This window comes from Mycobacterium sp. E2733, from assembly GCF_001667585.1.
Classification (GTDB): Bacteria; Actinomycetota; Actinomycetes; order Mycobacteriales; family Mycobacteriaceae; genus Mycobacterium.
In genome coordinates this window covers 49,832-67,810 of record NZ_LZJZ01000027.1, presented here as the reverse complement: position 1 = coordinate 67,810, position 17,979 = coordinate 49,832, and the positions used below count along the sequence as shown (strand labels likewise).

Below are 17,979 nucleotides of genomic sequence, written 5' to 3'. Positions count from 1 at the left end.
CCGTTGGCGCCGAGGTGTTTTCGAAGCAGCGCTTAGAGCAAACCGAAGAGTTGCAGGTCGGTGACGTATTTGACGATCACCGGCGGCGAGATGTGCGGGATGTCGTTGTCGGCGCCGATCTTGGCTTCCTGCACCGCGCCGCGGAAACGGTCGGTCGGGGCGAAGGAGCCGCTGGCCGGCTCCGGGGCCTGCAGCTGGTTGTAGCCCGGCACCTGCAACATCTGCAGCACCGAGTGCTTGCGCTGCCACTCCGGCAGGTCACGCAGCGCCGCCTCAAACCGCTCGAGCCACACCCCGAAGTCGTCGATCCGCTCGATCGGGTAGCCGGCCTCGATCAGCCAGTCGACATACTCGTCGATGCCGATGCCGTCGTCGTGCGGGTTCATCACGTGATACGTCTCGAACCCTTCGACCACCTGGCTGCCCAGCGTGGTGACCGCCTCGGCGACGAACTCCACCGGCAGCGCATCGAAGTGCGCGCGTTGCCGGTTGCCCTCGGCATCCAGCTGGTAGAACGAGCGCGGCGCGATGCCGGTGGCCACCAGGCTCAACACCATCCGGGTGAACATGTCCGACAGGTTGAACTGACCGGCGTAGCTGGTGTCGGACAGGATCATGTCGGATCGGAACACCGAGACCGGCAACCCGCACAGGTCGTGGGCCTCGCGCAGCAACACCTCACCCGCCCACTTGCTGTTGCCGTAACCGTTGGCGTAGCTGCCGTCGATCTTGCGGATCGGGCTGATGACCCGGATGTCGGCGTCCTCGGTGAACACCGCCGGGTCGATCTGGCGGCCCACATCGGAGGTCGACACGTACGCATACGGCTTCAGCTTCGTGGTCAGCGCCACCCGGATCAGCTCCGCGGTGCCCGCCACGTTGGGGCCGAACAGCTCGCTGTAGGGCAGGACCCCGTTGACCAGTGCCGCCGAGTCGACGATCAGGTCGACGCTGTCGGCCAGCCGCTGCCAGGTCTGCTCGTCGAGGCCCAGGTTCGCCGCGCCCTTGTCGCCGGCGATGACCTCCAGGTGGTCGGCCGCCAGTTCCTGGAAATACCGCAACAACTGCGGGTCGCCGCTGTCGAACGTCTTCTCCAGCCGCTGCCGCGCCTCCTCGTCGGAGCCGGCGCGCACCAGGCAGATCAGCTTGCCGTCGACCAGCTCCAGCTGCTCGAGCCACTGCAGCGCCAGGTACCGACCCAGGAAGCCGGTCGCGCCGGTCAACAGGACCGTCCGCACCTCCGAGCTCGGGCCGGGCAGCGACGGCGCGTTGCTCAGCGTCGCGGCATCGATGAACTTGTCCAGTGTCAGATCGCTGGCGTAGACCTGGGTGGCGTCACGGCCGTGCACGGACCCAAAGCTGGGGCCGCCGCCGTCGACGTCGTCCACACCGCTGGCATCGTGTTCCGCCCGCTGGCCGAGGCGTCGCACCGACGGCGCCTCGAACAGGGTGCGCACGGAGAGGTTGGAGTCGAGGGCAGTGTTGATCTCGGCGATCACCCGCATCGCGGAAAGGGAATCGCCACCGAGGTCGAAGAACGAGTCCTCGACCGAAACCCGCTGCAGCCCAAGGACTCCGGCGTAGATTTCGGCCAAGGTCTCTTCGATGGGGGTGGCCGGCGCCCGGTATTCACCACCGGTCTTCTGGTACTCCGGGGCGGGCAGGGCCCGCTTGTCGAGTTTGCCGTTGACCGTCAACGGCAGCGCGTCCAGCACCACCACCGCGACCGGCACCATGTAGGCCGGCAGCCGCTCGCCCAACTGGGCACGGACCTCGGCCGGATCCGCGGACCCGGTGATGTAACCGACCAGCCGCTTGTCGCCGGGGCGGTCTTCACGGGCGATCACCGCCGCCTGCTCGACCCGGTCCAGACCGGCCAGGGCCGCCTGGATTTCGCCGAGCTCGATGCGGTAACCGCGGATCTTGACCTGCTCGTCGACGCGGCCCAGGTATTGCAGCTGACCGTCGGCGCCCCACCGCACCAGGTCGCCGGTGCGATACATGCGCGCGCCCGGCGCCCCGAACGGGCACGCCACGAACCGCGAGGCCGTCAGACCCGAGCGACGCGCATAGCCACAGGCCACGCCGCGACCGGCGATGTAGAGCTCACCGACGACGCCCTCCGGCGCCGGCCGCAGCCACTTGTCCAGAACGAACAGCGCCGCCCCGGGAACCGGGGAACCGATCGGCGCCCCCGTGTCGGGGTTCAACGGGGCGCTCATCGCCGCGTACACCGTGCCTTCGGTGGGGCCGTAGGCGTTGATCATCACGCGGCCCGGCGCCCACCGGTCCACCACCTCGGGCGGGCAGGCCTCACCGGCGACAACCAGGGCCGTCGACTCCAGCCCCTCGGGCGACAGCATGCCCACCGCCGACGGGGTCTGGCTGAGCACGGTGACGTTCTCCGCGACCAGCAACGCGTGCAGGTCCTTCGGCGAACCGGCCACCGACTCGGGCACCACGACCAGCCGGCCGCCGTGCAACAGCGCGCCGAAGATCTCGTGCACCGACACGTCGAACACCAGCGAGTGCCACTGCGCCCACACGCCCGGGTCCGGCAGGTGCGCGTGCAGCTTCTCCAGCAGCTGGGTGGCGTTGTGGTGGGTGACCGCCACGCCCTTCGGGACGCCCGTGGTGCCGGACGTGTAGATCAGGTAGGCGATGTCCTCCGGCGAGGGGCCCGGCAACGCGGTGGCGGGCTGGGTGTCCACCGGCGCGTCGTCGACATCGATGACCATCAGCCCGGAGCCGTCCACCCGCGACCGCAATTCCGCGGTCGTGACCACGGCGACCGGGGTGGCGTCGGCAAGCACGAACTCGATCCGCGACGCCGGGACGGCCGGGTCGATCGGCAGGTATGCCGCCCCGGTCTTCAGCACCGCCAGTATCGACACGATCGCGTCGGCCGACCGGGGGAACAGCAGCGCCACGCTTTCGCCCGGGCGCGCGCCGTGCTCGGCGAGCAGGTGTGCGAGCCGGTTGGCGGCCTCGTCGAGTTCCCGGTAGGTCATCGACTGGCCCTCGAACGTCAGCGCCGGAGCCTCCGGAACACGGGCCACCTGCTTGGCGAACAACGCCGGGATGGACGTCGTCGCGCCCAACCGCGCGGTCAACACCGCCCGGTTGCCCCACTCGTCGAGGCGGGCGCGCTCGCCGACGTCCAACACGTCCATCGACGACAGCCGCTGGCTCGCATCGGCGGTCATCGCCCCCAGCACCCGCTCGAACCGCTCAATCATCGACTCGATCGCCGCCGTGTCGAAGACGCTGGTGTCGAACTCGACGCGCAGTCCCAGCTCACGTCCCGGAAGCGCCATCACCGCGAGCGGATAGTGGTTGTACTCGCGGTTGGTGACGTCGGTGATCGCCAGCTCGTGGAAACCCAACGGGACGCTGGTGTCGATCGGGTAGTTCTCGTACAGGAACAGCGTGTCGAACAGCTGGTCGTGGCCGGTGACCCGGTGAATCTCGTTCAGCGCCAGGTGCTCGTGCTCGATCGTGTTGTTGTGGGCGTTTTGCAGCTGTTGCAGTAGCTCGGCCACGGTGGTCGCCGCGGTGATGTGGGCGCGCACCGGCACCGTGTTGATCAACAGGCCCACCATCGATTCGGCGCCGGCCAGATCGGCCGGGCGACCGGAGACCGCGGTGCCGAAGGCCACGTCGTACTGGCCGGTCAATCGCATAAGCAGTTGCGCCCAGGCCGCCTGCAGCACGGTGTTGATCGTGGTGTGGCAGGAACGGGCGAGCTCGCCCAGCGCGCGCGTGATCTCGGCAGGCAGCCGATACGACTCGACGCCCCGCCGCCCGAGGCTCAACCGGGCCGGGGGGCCCACCAGCGTGGGGCTTTCGAACCCGGCCATCACCTCGCCCCAGGCCGCGCGGGCGGCCTCTCGGTCCTGGGCCGCGAGCCAGGTCAGGTAGCTGCGGTAGGACGCGGGCGCGGGCAGGCGATCCCCGTAGTAGCTGGTGAGAATCTCACGCAGCAGGATCGGCAGCGACCACCCGTCCATCACGATGTGGTGGTTGGTGAGCACGAACCGGTGCCGGTTGTCGGCCGTGCGGATCAACGCCGCCCGGAAGGCGGGCCGGTTGGCGAGGTCGCTGACCGCGGCGCGCTCGGCGGCGCAGAGCTGTTCGATCTTGTCGTCGGGGTCGAGGTCTTCGGCGCCGAGCTGGATGTACCGCCACGCCATCGCCGGGGCGGCCGGGAGGACCTGCACCGGCTCGCCGAATTGGGGGCAGAACCGGGCCGCCAGGTTGGGGTGCCGGTTGACGACGGCGTGGACGGCCTCGCGCAGGCGGCGCGGGTCGAGGTCACCGGTGACGGTGATGCCGAGCTGCACCGCGTACACGTCGTCGCCGATGTCGTGCGCGAAGCTGGCGTGGAAAAGCAGCCCCTGCTGCAGCGGGGTCAACGGCAAGACGTCGGCGACCGCGTATTGCTGGCAGAGGTCGTCGAGCTGCTCCTGGTTCAGCCGGGCGGGGGCGATGTCCGACGGGGTCAGGCCGCCACCACCGCTGCGCACGTGCGCGCAGATGCCGGCCAGGGCCTCGAACCACAACTGGCTCAACCGGCTGACCTGCTCGTGATCCAGCGCCGAGGGCGCCCACGTCCAGTTGGCCTGCAGGTGCGGACCGGCCTCGGTGTCCATGGTCCCGGCATTGAGGTCGACGGTGTGCATCAACGGCATGGGCAGCGCCGCGCTGGCGGCGCCGGTGAACGACAGGCTGTCCTGGCTGATCCGCCACATCTCGCCGGGCAGGTCCGCCGCCGCGCCGAGTCGGCCCAAGTAGTTGAACCCGATCACCGGGTCGGAACCGTCCAGGTCGACGTCGGCGTTCATGTACCGCAGCAGCCCGTAGGTCAGCGGGTCCGGGAGCGCGCGCAGCTGTTCCTTGGCCTTCTTGACCAGCACTCCGAGCGCGGGATCGCCCGCCATGACCTGTTCCCAGTCCAGATCGCCGACGGTCAGCGCGACCGGGTACTTGGTGGTGAACCAGCCCACCGTGCGGGACAGGTCCACGTGCTGACCCAGTTCCTCGTGACGGCCGTGGCCCTCGACGTCGATCCCGATCGCCGCGCCGGTGCCCACGAACCGCGCCCAGGCCAGCCCGAATGCGATCAACAGGATGTCCTGCACACCGGCGTGGAACGCCGCGGGCACCTCACCCAGCAACTGCCGGGTGGTCTCGACATCCAGCGATACCGACAGCTGCTTGGCCGTCTCGTAGGTGTCGACGTCGGGGCGCACCGCCGGCAACAGCGCCGGGGTCGCCGCGACCTGCCGCCACGCGTCGGCCTGTTCGATCACCTCGGGCCGCTGGGCGTGCTCTTCCAGCATCGCGGTCCACCGGGCGAAAGACGTCCCGCCCGCCGGCAGTGCGACCGGCTGGCCGCTGTGGTGCTGCGCCCAAGCAATGTTCAAGTCTTCCAACAGGATTCGCCACGACACCCCGTCGACGGCCAGGTGGTGAATGATCAACGCCAACTGGGCGGTGGATTCCGCCCACACCGCGCGGAGCATGGTGCCCGCCGCGGGGTTGAGCTGCGAGCGCGCCGCCACCAGGGTCGCGTCGGACAGCGTGTCGACGGTGTCCATGCAGGCGCCGGCATCGACCGCGCCGACCTCGGGCACCTCCATCGACCAGCCGCCGGCGCCGTCGTCGTCGACGCGCATCCGCAGCGTGGCGTGCCGGTCCAGCAGCGACTGCAGCACCACCTGGACGTCTTCGCCGGTGACGCCGGCCGGGGCCTGCACCACCATGGTCTGGTTGAACTGGTCGGTCGGGCCGTCGACTTGCTGCAGCCAGCGCATGATCGGGGTGCCGACCACCGGTCCGATGCCCTCGTCGACGACGTCGTCGTCGGTCGCCACCCCGGCCACCCGCGCCAGGCGGGCCACCGTCTGCTCGACGAAGACGTCGCGCGGACGGCACACCACGCCGGCCGCGCGGGCGCGGGCCACCACCTGCATCGACAGAATGCTGTCGCCGCCGAGGTCGAAGAAGGAGTCGTCGACGCCCACCCGCTCCAGGCCGAGGACCTGGGCGTAGATGGTGGCCAGCGTCTCCTCGACGGCCGTGGTCGGCGCGCGGTATTCGCCGCTGGTCTTCTGGTACTCCGGGGCGGGCAGGGCCCGCTTGTCGAGTTTGCCGTTGACGGTCAACGGCAGCGCCTCCAACACCACGACGGCCGCGGGCACCATGTAGCTGGGCAGCCGCTCGCCGAGCCGGGTGCGGATCTCGGCCGGGTCGGCGGTCCCGGTGATGTAACCGACCAGGCGCTTGTCGCCGGGGCGGTCTTCGCGGGCGATCACCGCCGCCTGCTCCACGCCGTCCAGCCCCGCGAGGGCCGTCTGGATTTCGCCGAGCTCGATGCGGTAGCCGCGGATCTTGACCTGTTCGTCGGCGCGGCCCAGGTATTGCAGCTGGCCGTCGATGCCCCAGCGCACCAGGTCCCCGGTGCGGTACATACGTTGTCCAGGCGCTCCCGCGCCAACGAACGGGCACGCCACGAACCGAGAGGACGTCAGACCCGCCCGGCGCACGTAGCCGGAGGCCACACCGCGACCGGCGATGTAGAGCTCGCCGACGACGCCCTCGGGCGCCGGGCGCAGCCACTTGTCGAGCACGAACAGCGCGGCGCCCGGCACGGGCGAGCCGATCGTCGGCGCCCCCGATTCGGCGCTCAGCGGCGCGCTCATCGAGGCGTAAACGGTGCCTTCCGTCGGGCCGTAGGCGTTGATCATCACGCGTCCCGGCGCCCACCGGTCCACCACTTCGGCCGGGCAGGCCTCGCCCGCCACGATCAACGCAGTCGAGTCCAGCCCGTCGGGCGAGAGCATGCCGACCGCCGACGGCGTCTGGCACAACACCGTGACCTTCTCCGCGACCAGCAACGAGTGCAGGTCGTCCGGGGAGCCGGCCACCGACTCGGGCACCACCACCAGGCGTCCGCCGTGCAGCAGCGGACCCCAGATCTCCCACACCGACACGTCGAAGACGAGCGAGTGCCACTGCGACCAGACGCCCGCCTGCGGCAGGTCGGCGGGCAGCGACTTCAGCAACTGGGTGACGTTTCGGTGGGTGACCGCCACCCCCTTGGGGGTTCCGGTCGTGCCCGAGGTGTAGATCATGTACGCGATGTCCTCGGGGGCCGGCCCCTGCAGCCCCGAGCTGGGCTGTTCGGCCACGGCGGGATCGTCGACATCGACGACCAGCAGGTCGAACCCGTCCAGCCGCGCCCGCAACTCGGCCGTCGTGACCGCGGCGACTGGCGTCGCATCGCCGAGCATGAACTCCATCCGCGCCGCCGGGACCGCCGGGTCGATCGGCAGATAGGCCGCGCCGGTCTTGAGGACCGCCAGGATCGACACGATCGCCTCAGCCGACCGCGGCAGGAGCAGCGCCACGCAGGCCCCGGGACGCGCGCCGTGCTCGGCCAGCAGGTGCGCGAGCCGGTTCGCGGCCTCGTCGAGCTCGAGATACGTGAGCGTGCGGCCCTCGAACGTCAGCGCCGGAGCCTCCGGTACACGCGCGACCTGCTTGTCGAACAGCGCCGGAATGGATGCAGCCTCCGTCACCGGCGCGGTCAACACCGCCCGGTTGCCCCACTCGTCGAGGCGGTCGTGCTCGCCGCCATCCAGCAAGTCGATCGACAACAATCGCCGCCCTGCACCGACGGTCATGACTGCTCCTCCACATCTGCGGTCATGGCTTCCAGCACGCGCCGGAACCGCTCGATCAACCTCTCGATTCTGCCTGTGTCGAAGACTTCTGTATCGAATTCGACGCGAAGAGCCAGTTCGTGACCCGGCACGGCTTGCACCGAGAGCGGGTAGTGGTTGTATTCGCGGTTGGTAAAGCCATCAATGGCCAGCTCGTCGACGGCCGACAGCGCGGCGGTGTCGATCGGGTAGTTCTCGTACACGAACATGGTGTCGAATAATTGGTCGTGTCCCGTTACACGATGAATCTCATTGAGCGCCAAGTGCTGGTGCTCGAGTGTGTCGTTGTAGGCGGTCTGCAGCTGATTTAGCAGGTCGGCGATGGTGGTTTCGGCGCCGATCGTGGCCCGCACCGGCACCGTGTTGATGAGCAGGCCCACCATCTGGTCGGCGCCCGCCAGCTCGGTCGGCCGTCCCGATACCGCGGTCCCGAACGTCACGTCGTGCTGACCCGTCAGCCACATCAGCAGTTGCGCCCAGGCGGCCTGCAGCACGGTGCTGACGGTGGTGCGGCACGAGCGGGCCAGCTCGCCCAGCGCGCGCGTGGTCTCCGCCGAAACCTGGAACGAGGAGACGCCCCGCGGCCCGAGGCTCATCCGGCCCGCCGGACCGACCAAGGTGGGGGTGTCGAACCCGGCCAGCACCCGCCGCCACGCCGCCTGGGCCGCGCCGCGGTCCTGCGCGGCCAGCCAGTCGACGAACTTGCGGTACGGCACGGGAGCGGGCAGCTGCACCCCGTAGTAGGCGGCGAAGATCTCCTGCAGCAGGATCGGCTTCGACCAGCCGTCCAGCACGATGTGGTGGTTGGTCAGCACGAACCGGTGCCGGTTGTCGGCGGTGCGGATCAGCGCGGCCCGGAATGGCGGCCGGTCCGCCAGGTCGCACACCGCGGCGCGTTCGGCGGCGCAGACCTGCTGGATCTGCTCCTCCGGCTCGACGTCTTCCGCGTCGAGTTCGACGTAATGCCACGCTAGCGCGGGGTCGGCCGAGAGGACCTGCACCGGCTCGCCGAAGTCTTCCAGGAAGTGCGCCACCACGTTGGGATGCCGCTTGATCATGGTGTGCACCGCATCGCGCAACCGGTGCGGGTCGAGCGCACCGCTCACGCTGATGTCGAGCTGCACCGCGTACAGGTCGTCGCTGCCGTGCGCGCTGCCGGTGTGGAACAGGAGTCCCTGCTGCAGCGGGGTCAACGGCAACACATCGGCGACCGGGTAGCGCCGGCACAGTTCGTCGATGTCCGGCTGGGTCAGCCGCGCGGGCGCGAGGTCCGACGGCGTCAAACCGCCCCCACCGTTGCGGACGTGGCTGCAGATGCCGCTCAGGGCGTCGAACCACAACTCGCTCAGCCGGCCGACCTGTCCCTCGTCGAGCGCCGAGCGCGCCCAGGTCCAATTGGCCTGCAGCAGCGGACCCGCGGCGGTGTCGAGGGTGCCGGCGTTGAGCTCGACGGTGTGCGGCAAGGGCATGGGCACCGCCGTCGCCGCCCCGGCCGTCGCCAGGCTGTCCTGGTCGAGCCGCCACAACTCGCTGGACAGGTCGCCCGCGCCGCCCAGCCGCCCGAGGTAGTTGAACCCGATCACCGGGTCCGACCCGTCCATTTCGACGTCGGGGTTCAGGTAGCGCAGCAGCCCGTAGGTCAGCGTGTCCGGCAGGGTCCGCAGCTGTTCCTTGGCGTCCTTGACCAGCGCCCCCAGCTCGGCCTCCCCGGCGATGACCTGCCCCCAGGACAGGCCGCCGACTGTCAGCGCGACCGGGTACTTGGTGGTGAACCAGCCGACCGTGCGGGACAGGTCCACGTGCGGGCCCAGTTCCTCGTGGCGGCCGTGGCCCTCGACGTCGATGCCGATCGGCGCGCCGGTGCCGACAAACTGAGCCCAGGCCAGCCCGAATGCGATCAACAGGATGTCCTGCACGCCGGCGTGGAACGCCGCGGGCACCTCGCCCAGCAACAAGCGGGTGGTGTCGGCGTCGAGCGACACCGAGAGCTGACCCGCGCTGACGTAGGTGTCGATGTCCGGCCGCACGGCGGGTAACGGCGCCGGCGTCGACCCGATCTGCCGCCACGCCTCCGCCTGGTCGACGACCTCCGGTCGGAGCGCGTGCTCCGCCAGCAGCGACGACCATCGGGCGAACGACATCCCGCCCACCGGCAACGTCACCTGCTGGCCGCTGTGGTGCTGCGCCCACGCAATGTTCAAGTCTTCCAATAGGATTCGCCACGACACCCCGTCGACGGCCAGGTGGTGAATGATCAACGCCAGCTGGCCCGTGGAGGGCACCCACACCGCGCGCAGCATCGCGCCGCTGGCCGGGTTCAGCTGCGAGACCGCCGTCGACAGCGCCGCGTCGGACAGCGTCTCCACGGTGTGCACGCACCCGGCGGCATCCACCACGCCGACTTCGGGCACGCGCAGCGACCAGTCCCCCGCGCCGTCGTCGTCGACGCGCAGCCGCAGCATGGCGTGCCGGTCCAGCAAAGCCTGCAGGACCAGAACGACGTCGGCTTCGGTCACGCCGGCCGGGGCCTGCACCACCATGGTCTGGTTGAACTGCTCGATCGGACCGTCGACGCTCTCCAGCCAGCGCATGATCGGGGTCGCGACCACTTCGCCGATGCCCTCGTCGACGACGTCGTCGCCGGTGGCCAGTCCGGCGACCCGGGCCAGCCGGGCCACCGTCTGTTCGACGAAGATATCTCGCGGACGGCAGACCACGCCGGCCGCCCTGGCGCGGGCGACGACCTGCATCGACAGGATGCTGTCGCCGCCGAGGTCGAAGAAGGAGTCGTCGACCCCGACGCGCTCGACGCCCAGTACCTGGGCGTAGATGCCGGCCAAGATCTCCTCGATGGCCGTGCTCGGCGCGCGGTAGTGATCGGCGTCGGAGTATTCCGGTGCCGGTAGGGCGCGGGTGTCGAGTTTGCCGTTGACCGTCAGCGGCAGCGCCTCGAGGACCACGACCGCGGTGGGCACCATGTAGGTCGGCAGCCGCTCGCCGAGCTGGTTGCGGATCTCGGCGGGGTCGGCGGTCCCGGTCACATAGCCCACCAGCCGCTTGTCGCCGGGACGGTCCTCACGGGCGATCACCGCCGCCTCGTTGACCCCGTCCAGCCCGGCCAGCGCCGCATGCACCTCACCGAGTTCGATGCGATACCCGCGGATCTTGACCTGCTCGTCGGCCCGGCCCAGGTACTGCAGCTGCCCATCAGCACCCCAGCGCACCAAGTCCCCGGTCCGATACATCCGTTGTCCAGGCGCCCCGGCCCCACCGAACGGACACGCCACAAACCGCGTCGCCGAGAGCCCCGACCGGCCCACATACCCATACGCCAAACCACGCCCGGCCACATACAACTCACCGACCACACCCTGCGGCACCGGCCGCAACCAGCCATCGAGCACAAAAAAGCCCAGATGCGCCAACGGCACACCAATCGGACTGGCATTGGCGCCCACATCACCATCGACGATGTCGCGAAACGACGCATGCACCGTGGTCTCGGTGATGCCATACATATTGATCAGCCGCGGCAACCCCGGATGATTGTGCAACCACTTACCCAACCGATGCGGCTCAAGCGCCTCCCCACCAAACACCACCGTCTGCAACTTCAGCTGCTGACCCAACTCCGGAGCCAACGAATCGGCGGTCTGCAACGCATAAAACGCCGACGGCGTCTGACTCAACACACTGACCTGCTCACGCACCAACAACGCATGCAACTCTTCGGGCGACCGCACCACACTGTCCGGCACCATCACCAACCGGCCGCCATACAACAACGACCCGAAGATCTCCCACACCGAAAAGTCAAACGCCAACGAATGGCACTGCGTCCACACCTGCCCCAACGACAGCTGCGCATCCAACGACTCCAACAACTGAGTCACATTGCGATGCGGAATCGCCACACCCTTGGGCGTCCCCGTCGTGCCCGACGTATAGATGATGTACGCAACGTCCTCCGGCGACGGCGCCGCCAACCCCACAGCGGGTTGAGACCCCACCGCCGGATCGTCGAAATCGATGACCGCCAGCTCCAATCCCTCCAGCCGCGAACGCACCTCCGCAGCGGTCACCACCGCAACCGGCGCGGCATCGCCCAACACGAACTCGATACGCGCCGCCGGCACCATCGGATCAACCGGCAGATAAGCCGCCCCCGTCTTGAGCACCGCCAAAATCGCCACCACCGCCTCAGCCCGCCGAGGCAACAACACCCCAACACGCTCCCCCGGACCCGCGCCGCGAGTCACCAACAAGCGCGCCAACCGATTCGCGGCCTCCTCCACCTCGCCATACGTCCAGCAACGGTCACCATCAGTGATGGCCACCGCCTCTGACGCCCGAGCCGCCTGCGCGGCGAACAACTCAGGAATCGAGGCCAGCTTCGGCCCCGACTCGACCAGCACCGCCCGGTTACCCCACTCATCAAGCCGGGCGCGCTCGGCCGCCTCGAGCAAATCGATCGAGGACAGGCGGCGGGCGGGATCGGCGGTCATGGCCACCATCACCTGCTGCAACCGCTCGATCAGCGTGTTGATGGCGGCGGCGGTGAACACCTCGGTGTCGAATTCGACGCGAAGGCTCAGTTCGTGACCCGGTGAAGCGACCACGGACAGCGGGTAGTGGTTGTACTCCCGGCTGCTGAAGTCGGTGATGGCCAATTCGTGGACGCCCAACAGCGCGCCCGCGTCGATCGGATAGTTCTCGTAGAGGAAAAGGGTGTCGAACAACTGGTCGTGACCGGTGACGCGGTGGATCTCGGGCAGCGCCAGGTGCTCGTAGTCGACGGTGTCGTTGTGCAGGCGTTGCAGTTGGTCGAGCAGCTCGGCGACCGTGGTTGTCGCGGTGATGGTCGCGCGCACCGGAACCGTGTTGATCAGCAGGCCGACCATCGCGTCCGCGTCGGCCAATTCGTGGGGCCGGCCCGAGACCGCGGTGCCGAAGGCCACATCGTGCTGCCCGGTCAGCCACGTCAGCAGCTGCGTCCATGCGCCCTGCAGCACGGTGCTGATAGTGGTGCGGCACGACCGTGCCAGCTCGCCCAGCGCCTTGGTGGTCTCGGCGGGCACATGGAAAGCGGCGACGCCGCGACGCCCGATCTGTCCGAGCGGACCGACGAGGGTGGGGGTCTCGAAGCCGGCCAGCGCCTGCGCCCATGCCGCCTGGGCGGCGGCGCGGTTTTGACTGGTCAGCCAGGTGACGAAGCTGCGGTACGACGGTGGGGCGGGCAGCCGCCCCCCGTAGTAGCTCGCGAAGACTTCCTGCAGCAGGACCGGCAGCGACCAGCCGTCCACCACGATGTGGTGAATGGTCAGCAAGAAGCGATGCCGGTCGGGTGCGGTGCGGATCAGCGCGGCCCGGAACGACGGCTTCTCGGCGAGGTCGCACACCGCGGCGCGTTCGTCGGCGGCCACCCGCTCGACGTGCCCGTCGACATCGCCGGCGTCGAGTTCGACGTAGCGCCATGCCATCTGGGGATCGGCCGGGATGACCTGTACCGGCTCGCCGAAGTCTTCGGAGAAACGGGCGACCAGATTGGGATGTCGCTTGACGACGGTGTGCACCGCCTCGCGCAGGCGCGCCGGGTCGAGGGCGCCGCTGACGGTGATCCCGAGTTGGACCGCGTACAGGTCGTCCATGTCCTGCGCGAACGCGGTGTGGAAGAGCAGCCCCTGCTGCACCGGGGTCAGTGGCAGCACGTCGGCGACGCTGCCCCGCCGGCAGAGTTCGTCGATTTGTTGCTGGCTGAGGTGCGCGGGCGCGATGTCCGACGGGGTCAGCCCGCCGCCACCGGCCCTGACGTGCGCGCAGATCCCGGCCAGGGCCTCAAACCACAACTGGCTCAACCGGTTAACGCGCTCGTGGTCCAGCGCCGACGGGGCCCACGTCCAGTTGGCCTGAAGGTGCGGGCCCGCCGCGGTGTCCATGGTGCCGGCGTTGACTTCCACCGTGTGCGCCAGCGGCATCGACACCGCGGTGGCCATAGCCGCAACAGCCAAGCTGTCGTGGCTGACCCGCCACAAGTCGTCGGAGAGGTCGGCGCCCGCGCCGAGCCGCCCCAGATAGTTGAACCCGATCACCGGGTCCGCCCCGTCCAGGTCGACGTCGGCGTTCAGGTACCGCAGCAAGCCGTAGGTCAGGCCGTCGGGCAGCGCGCGCAGCTGCTCCTTGAAGTCCTTGATCACCGCGCCCAGCGCGGCCTCGCCGGCCACCACCTGCGACCAGTTCAGCCGGCGGCCCTTCAGCGCCACCGGGTATTTGGTGGTGAACCAGCCGACGGTGCGCGACAGGTCCACCCGGGGAGCCAGCTCCTCCTGGCGCCCGTGGCCCTCGACATCGATGGAGATCGGCGCCGCACCGGTGCCCAGGAATTCCGCGAACGCCAGCCCGAATGCGATCAACAAGATGTCGCCGACGCCGGCGTGGAACGCGGCCGGCACCTCACCGAGCAGCAGTCGGGTCGTCTCGACGTCCAGCGAGACGGAGAGTTGGCCGGCGGTCGCATAGGTGTCGACGTCGGGTTGCACCGCCGGCAACGCCGCGGGGGTCGCCGCCACCTGTCGCCACTCGTCCGCCCGGGTCACCACGTCGGGGCGCTGGGCGTACTCCTGAAGCAGCGACGACCACCGCGCGAACGACGTGCCCGGCGCCAGCAGGGCAATCGGCTGCCCGCTGTGATGCTGGGCCCAGGCGATGTTGAAGTCTTCCAACAGGATTCGCCATGACACACCGTCGACGGCCAGGTGGTGAAGGATCAATGCCAGCTGGCCCGTGGACTCCGCCCACGCCGCGCTGACCATCACCCCGGCGGCCGGGTTCAACCGCGAACGAGCCTCCGCCAACGTCTCTTCGGACAATGTCTCGACGGCATGCACGCAGCCGCGCGCGTCCACCGCACCGACCTCGGGCACCTGCAGCGACCAGCCGCCGGCACCGTCGTCGTCGGCGCGCAGCCGCAGCGCGGCATGACGATCCAGCAGGGCCTGCAGCACCGCCACCACGTCGGCCTCGTTCGCCCCCGCCGGGGCCTGCACCACCATCGTCTGGTTGAACTGTTCGATGGGCCCCTCGATGCTCTGCAACCAGCGCATGATCGGGGTGGCCACCACCGGGCCGACGCCGTCGTCGACGAGACCGCCCGCGCCGTCGGTCGCCACCTCGGCCACCCGGGCCAGCCGGGCCACCGACTGTTCGACGAACACGTCGCGGGGCCGGAACAGGATCCCGGCCGCACGGGCCCGGGATACCACCTGCATCGACAGGATGCTGTCGCCGCCGAGGTCGAAGAAGGAGGCATCGACCCCGACCCGCTCCAGCCCCAGCACCTGGGCGTAGATGTCGGCGAGGACCTCCTCGACCGGGTCGCCCGGGGCGCGGTATTCGGCGGTGGCGTATTCGGGCGCCGGCAGGGCCCGCTTGTCGAGTTTGCCGTTGCCGGTCAGCGGCAGGGCCTCGAGCACCACCACCGCGGCGGGCACCATGTACGGCGGGAGGCGATCGGCCAGCGCGGCCCGGATCGCGGCCGGATCGGCCGTCCCGGTGACGTAACCGACCAGGCGCTTGTCGCCAGGGCGGTCCTCGCGCGCGATCACGGCCGCGGTTTCCACCCCGTCGAGGCCCTTGAGCACCGATTGGATTTCACCGAGCTCGATGCGGTATCCGCGGATCTTGACCTGCTCGTCGGAGCGGCCGAAGTATTGCAGCTGCCCGTCCTCGCCCCAGCAGACCAAGTCGCCGGTGCGGTACATCCGCGCGCCGGGGCCGCCCTCCCCGGCGAAGGGATTGGCCACGAACCGGGACGCCGTCAAACCGGCGCGGCGCACGTATCCGATCCCGACACCGCGGCCCGCCAGATACAGCTCACCGACCACGCCGACCGGCACCGGCTGCAACCACTTGTCGAGGACGAACATCGCCGCGCCGGCGATCGGCGAACCGATCGGCACCACACCGGACCCGGGGGTCAGCGGCTTGCTGATGGACGCGCACACCGTGGTTTCCGTCGGGCCGTAGGCGTCGAGCATCACCCGCCCGGGCGCCGCCCACCGGTCCACCACGTCGGCCGGGCAGGCCTCGCCCGCCACCACCAGCGCCGTGGACTCCAGCCCCTCCGCCGGCAGCATCGCGACCGAGGACGGGGTCTGGGTCAGCACGCTGACCTTTTCCGTGACCAGCAGGTCATGGAGGTCCTCGGGCGAGCTCGCCACCGACTCGGGCACCACCAGCAGGCGCCTGCCCCGCAGCAGGGCGCCGAAGATCTCCCACACCGAGAAGTCGAAGGCCGAGGAGTGGCATTGCGTCCACACCTGCCCCTTGGGCAGCCCCGCGTCGAGCGACTCGATCAGCCAGGTGACGTTGAGATGAGGAATCGCAACGCCTTTCGGCGTACCGGTGGTTCCGGAGGTGTAGATGATGTAGGCGACGTTGTCCGGGGCGGGCGCGGGCAGCGCGGTGCTGGGCTGTGCCTCGACGGCCGGGTCGTGCACATCGACGACCAACAGGTCATGCCCGTCCAGCCGGGAGCGCAGGTCCGCGGTGGTGATCACCGCGCTCGGCCCCGCGTCGGCGAGCACGAACTCCATGCGCGCCGCGGAGTGCGCCGGGTCGATCGGCACGTAGGCCGCGCCGGTCTTCAGGACCGCGAGCATCGCCACGATCGCGTCGGTACACCGGGGGAACATGACGGCCACGCAGTCGCCCGGACCCACGCCATGGCCCGCAAGCAGGTGAGCCAGCCGGTTGGAAGCCGCGTCGAGTTCGCGGTAGGTCAACGACTTGGCGGCGCACGTCACCGCCAGCGCCTCGGGCGAGCGCTGCACGTGTTCGGCGAACGCCACCGGGATCGACACCGGTGCGGGCACCGGTTCGGCCAGGGCCGCCCGGTTGCTCCACTGGTCGAGCTGGGGCGGCTCGTCGGCGGCCAGCAGATCGATCGAGGACAGCCACCGCTCCGGGTCGGCGGTCATCTCTTCCAGCACCTGCTGCATGCGCGCCGCCAAGTCGGCGACGCCGAAGTCCGCGAACGGTTGCCCCGGTCCCGCGGTGCTGAGGAAAAGCTGGTCGCCGGCGCCCAGGAAGAACAGGCTGAAGTGCCCCACGGGTCCGTGATTCGTGTACGTCGCCGTGGCCGGGGACCCGGCGAGGTCCAGGGTCAGTCGCATCGGAAGGAAATTGATCCCGACCCGACTCGCCGCCTGCCGCAGACCGTCGCTCTCGAGGGTGTGCACCGGAAATCGCTGGTGCTGCAACAACTCCCGGATCCGAACGTCGACGTGTTTGCAGAAATCGGCGACCGTAGCCGTGGGCGATGTGTTCAGCACGAGCGGCACCACTCCGGCGAACATCCCGGGAAGCGTCTTCGACTCCGGGCGCACGCGCCGGCTCACCGGGAAGTCGAGCGCCACCTCCGAACCGCTCCCCGACCACGACCGCACCAGGAGCGCGCACGCCGCGGTGGTGACGGAGAAACGACGGATGCCGAGCTTCTTGGACAGCTCCTTGATCCGGGTGGTGACGGACGGGTCCAACTGGACGGACCCGGACGGAGAGTAGTGGTCCTTACCGCTCGTGGCCTCGGCGGGCCGGTCAACCCATGCGGTCTCCGGCGGAAGGTTGTTGCTCCAATACGCCTGGTCTTCCAGGTAGTCCGGCGACGCTTCGTATTCCGACTCGATGTCGACCAGATCCTGCGCGGAGCCGAAATACGCATCAGGAATGGGTTTTCCGGCGACCATCGCTGAATAGATCGTCGAAACCCGACGGCATACCAGCGCCATACCCAATCCGTCGATTGCTATGTGGTGGCAGCAACCGAACAAATAGAACTCGGCGGCCTGTGTCTGGAATAACACGAATTGGAACAGCTGGCCGTTCAACGCCATCGGCGTGCGCTGGATCGTCGATGCCATCGCACGGGCTTCGCCCGCCGGGTCGGGCGAGGAGGTCAGGTCATGGAAGCCCACTTCGACGTCCGGGTAGTCGATCGGTGTTTGGACCACCTGCCCGTCGACCTCGAAGAACGACACTCGGCCGGCTTCGGCCTCGGCGACCGTTTGACGGATGGCGCGCTCGAGGGCATCGCGATCAAGTGAACCCTCGATTTTGATCAAAAGCCCGAGCTGCCACTCCGTGCCGACGTAGCCCGTTTCCTGCGAAAGCCAGATGTCCAGCTGCCCGCGCGTCAGCGGAAGTGCGCGATCACCAACTCCCATCGAGTCCCCCAAAGCTCCATCCGCCCCATACC

General features: G+C 69.2%; 2 protein-coding genes. Both read right to left on the bottom strand.

Going from position 1 to position 17,979, the window contains the following annotated elements; all coding sequences use genetic code 11:
- Nucleotides 1–32: 32 nt before the first annotated feature.
- Nucleotides 33–7,688: a non-ribosomal peptide synthetase gene (locus A5678_RS06270; RefSeq protein ID WP_068039966.1), complete on the bottom strand. Its 7,656-nt coding sequence runs from the start codon at nucleotides 7,686–7,688 to the stop codon at nucleotides 33–35.
- Nucleotides 7,685–17,947 carry a non-ribosomal peptide synthetase gene (locus A5678_RS06265; RefSeq protein ID WP_068040195.1) on the bottom strand — a complete coding sequence of 3,421 codons (10,263 nt, stop codon included), beginning with the start codon at nucleotides 17,945–17,947 and terminating at the stop codon, nucleotides 7,685–7,687. Before A5678_RS06265 ends, A5678_RS06270 begins: the two co-directional genes overlap by 4 nt.
- Nucleotides 17,948–17,979: the final 32 nt, after the last annotated feature.

What these genes read in the sequence shown, in the direction of transcription:
- A5678_RS06270 (WP_068039966.1), bottom strand. Translation starts at nt 7,688, where the DNA reads ATGACCGTCGGTGCAGGGCGGCGATTGTTGTCGATCGACTTGCTGGAT.
- A5678_RS06265 (WP_068040195.1), bottom strand. Translation starts at nt 17,947, where the DNA reads ATGGGAGTTGGTGATCGCGCACTTCCGCTGACGCGCGGGCAGCTGGAC.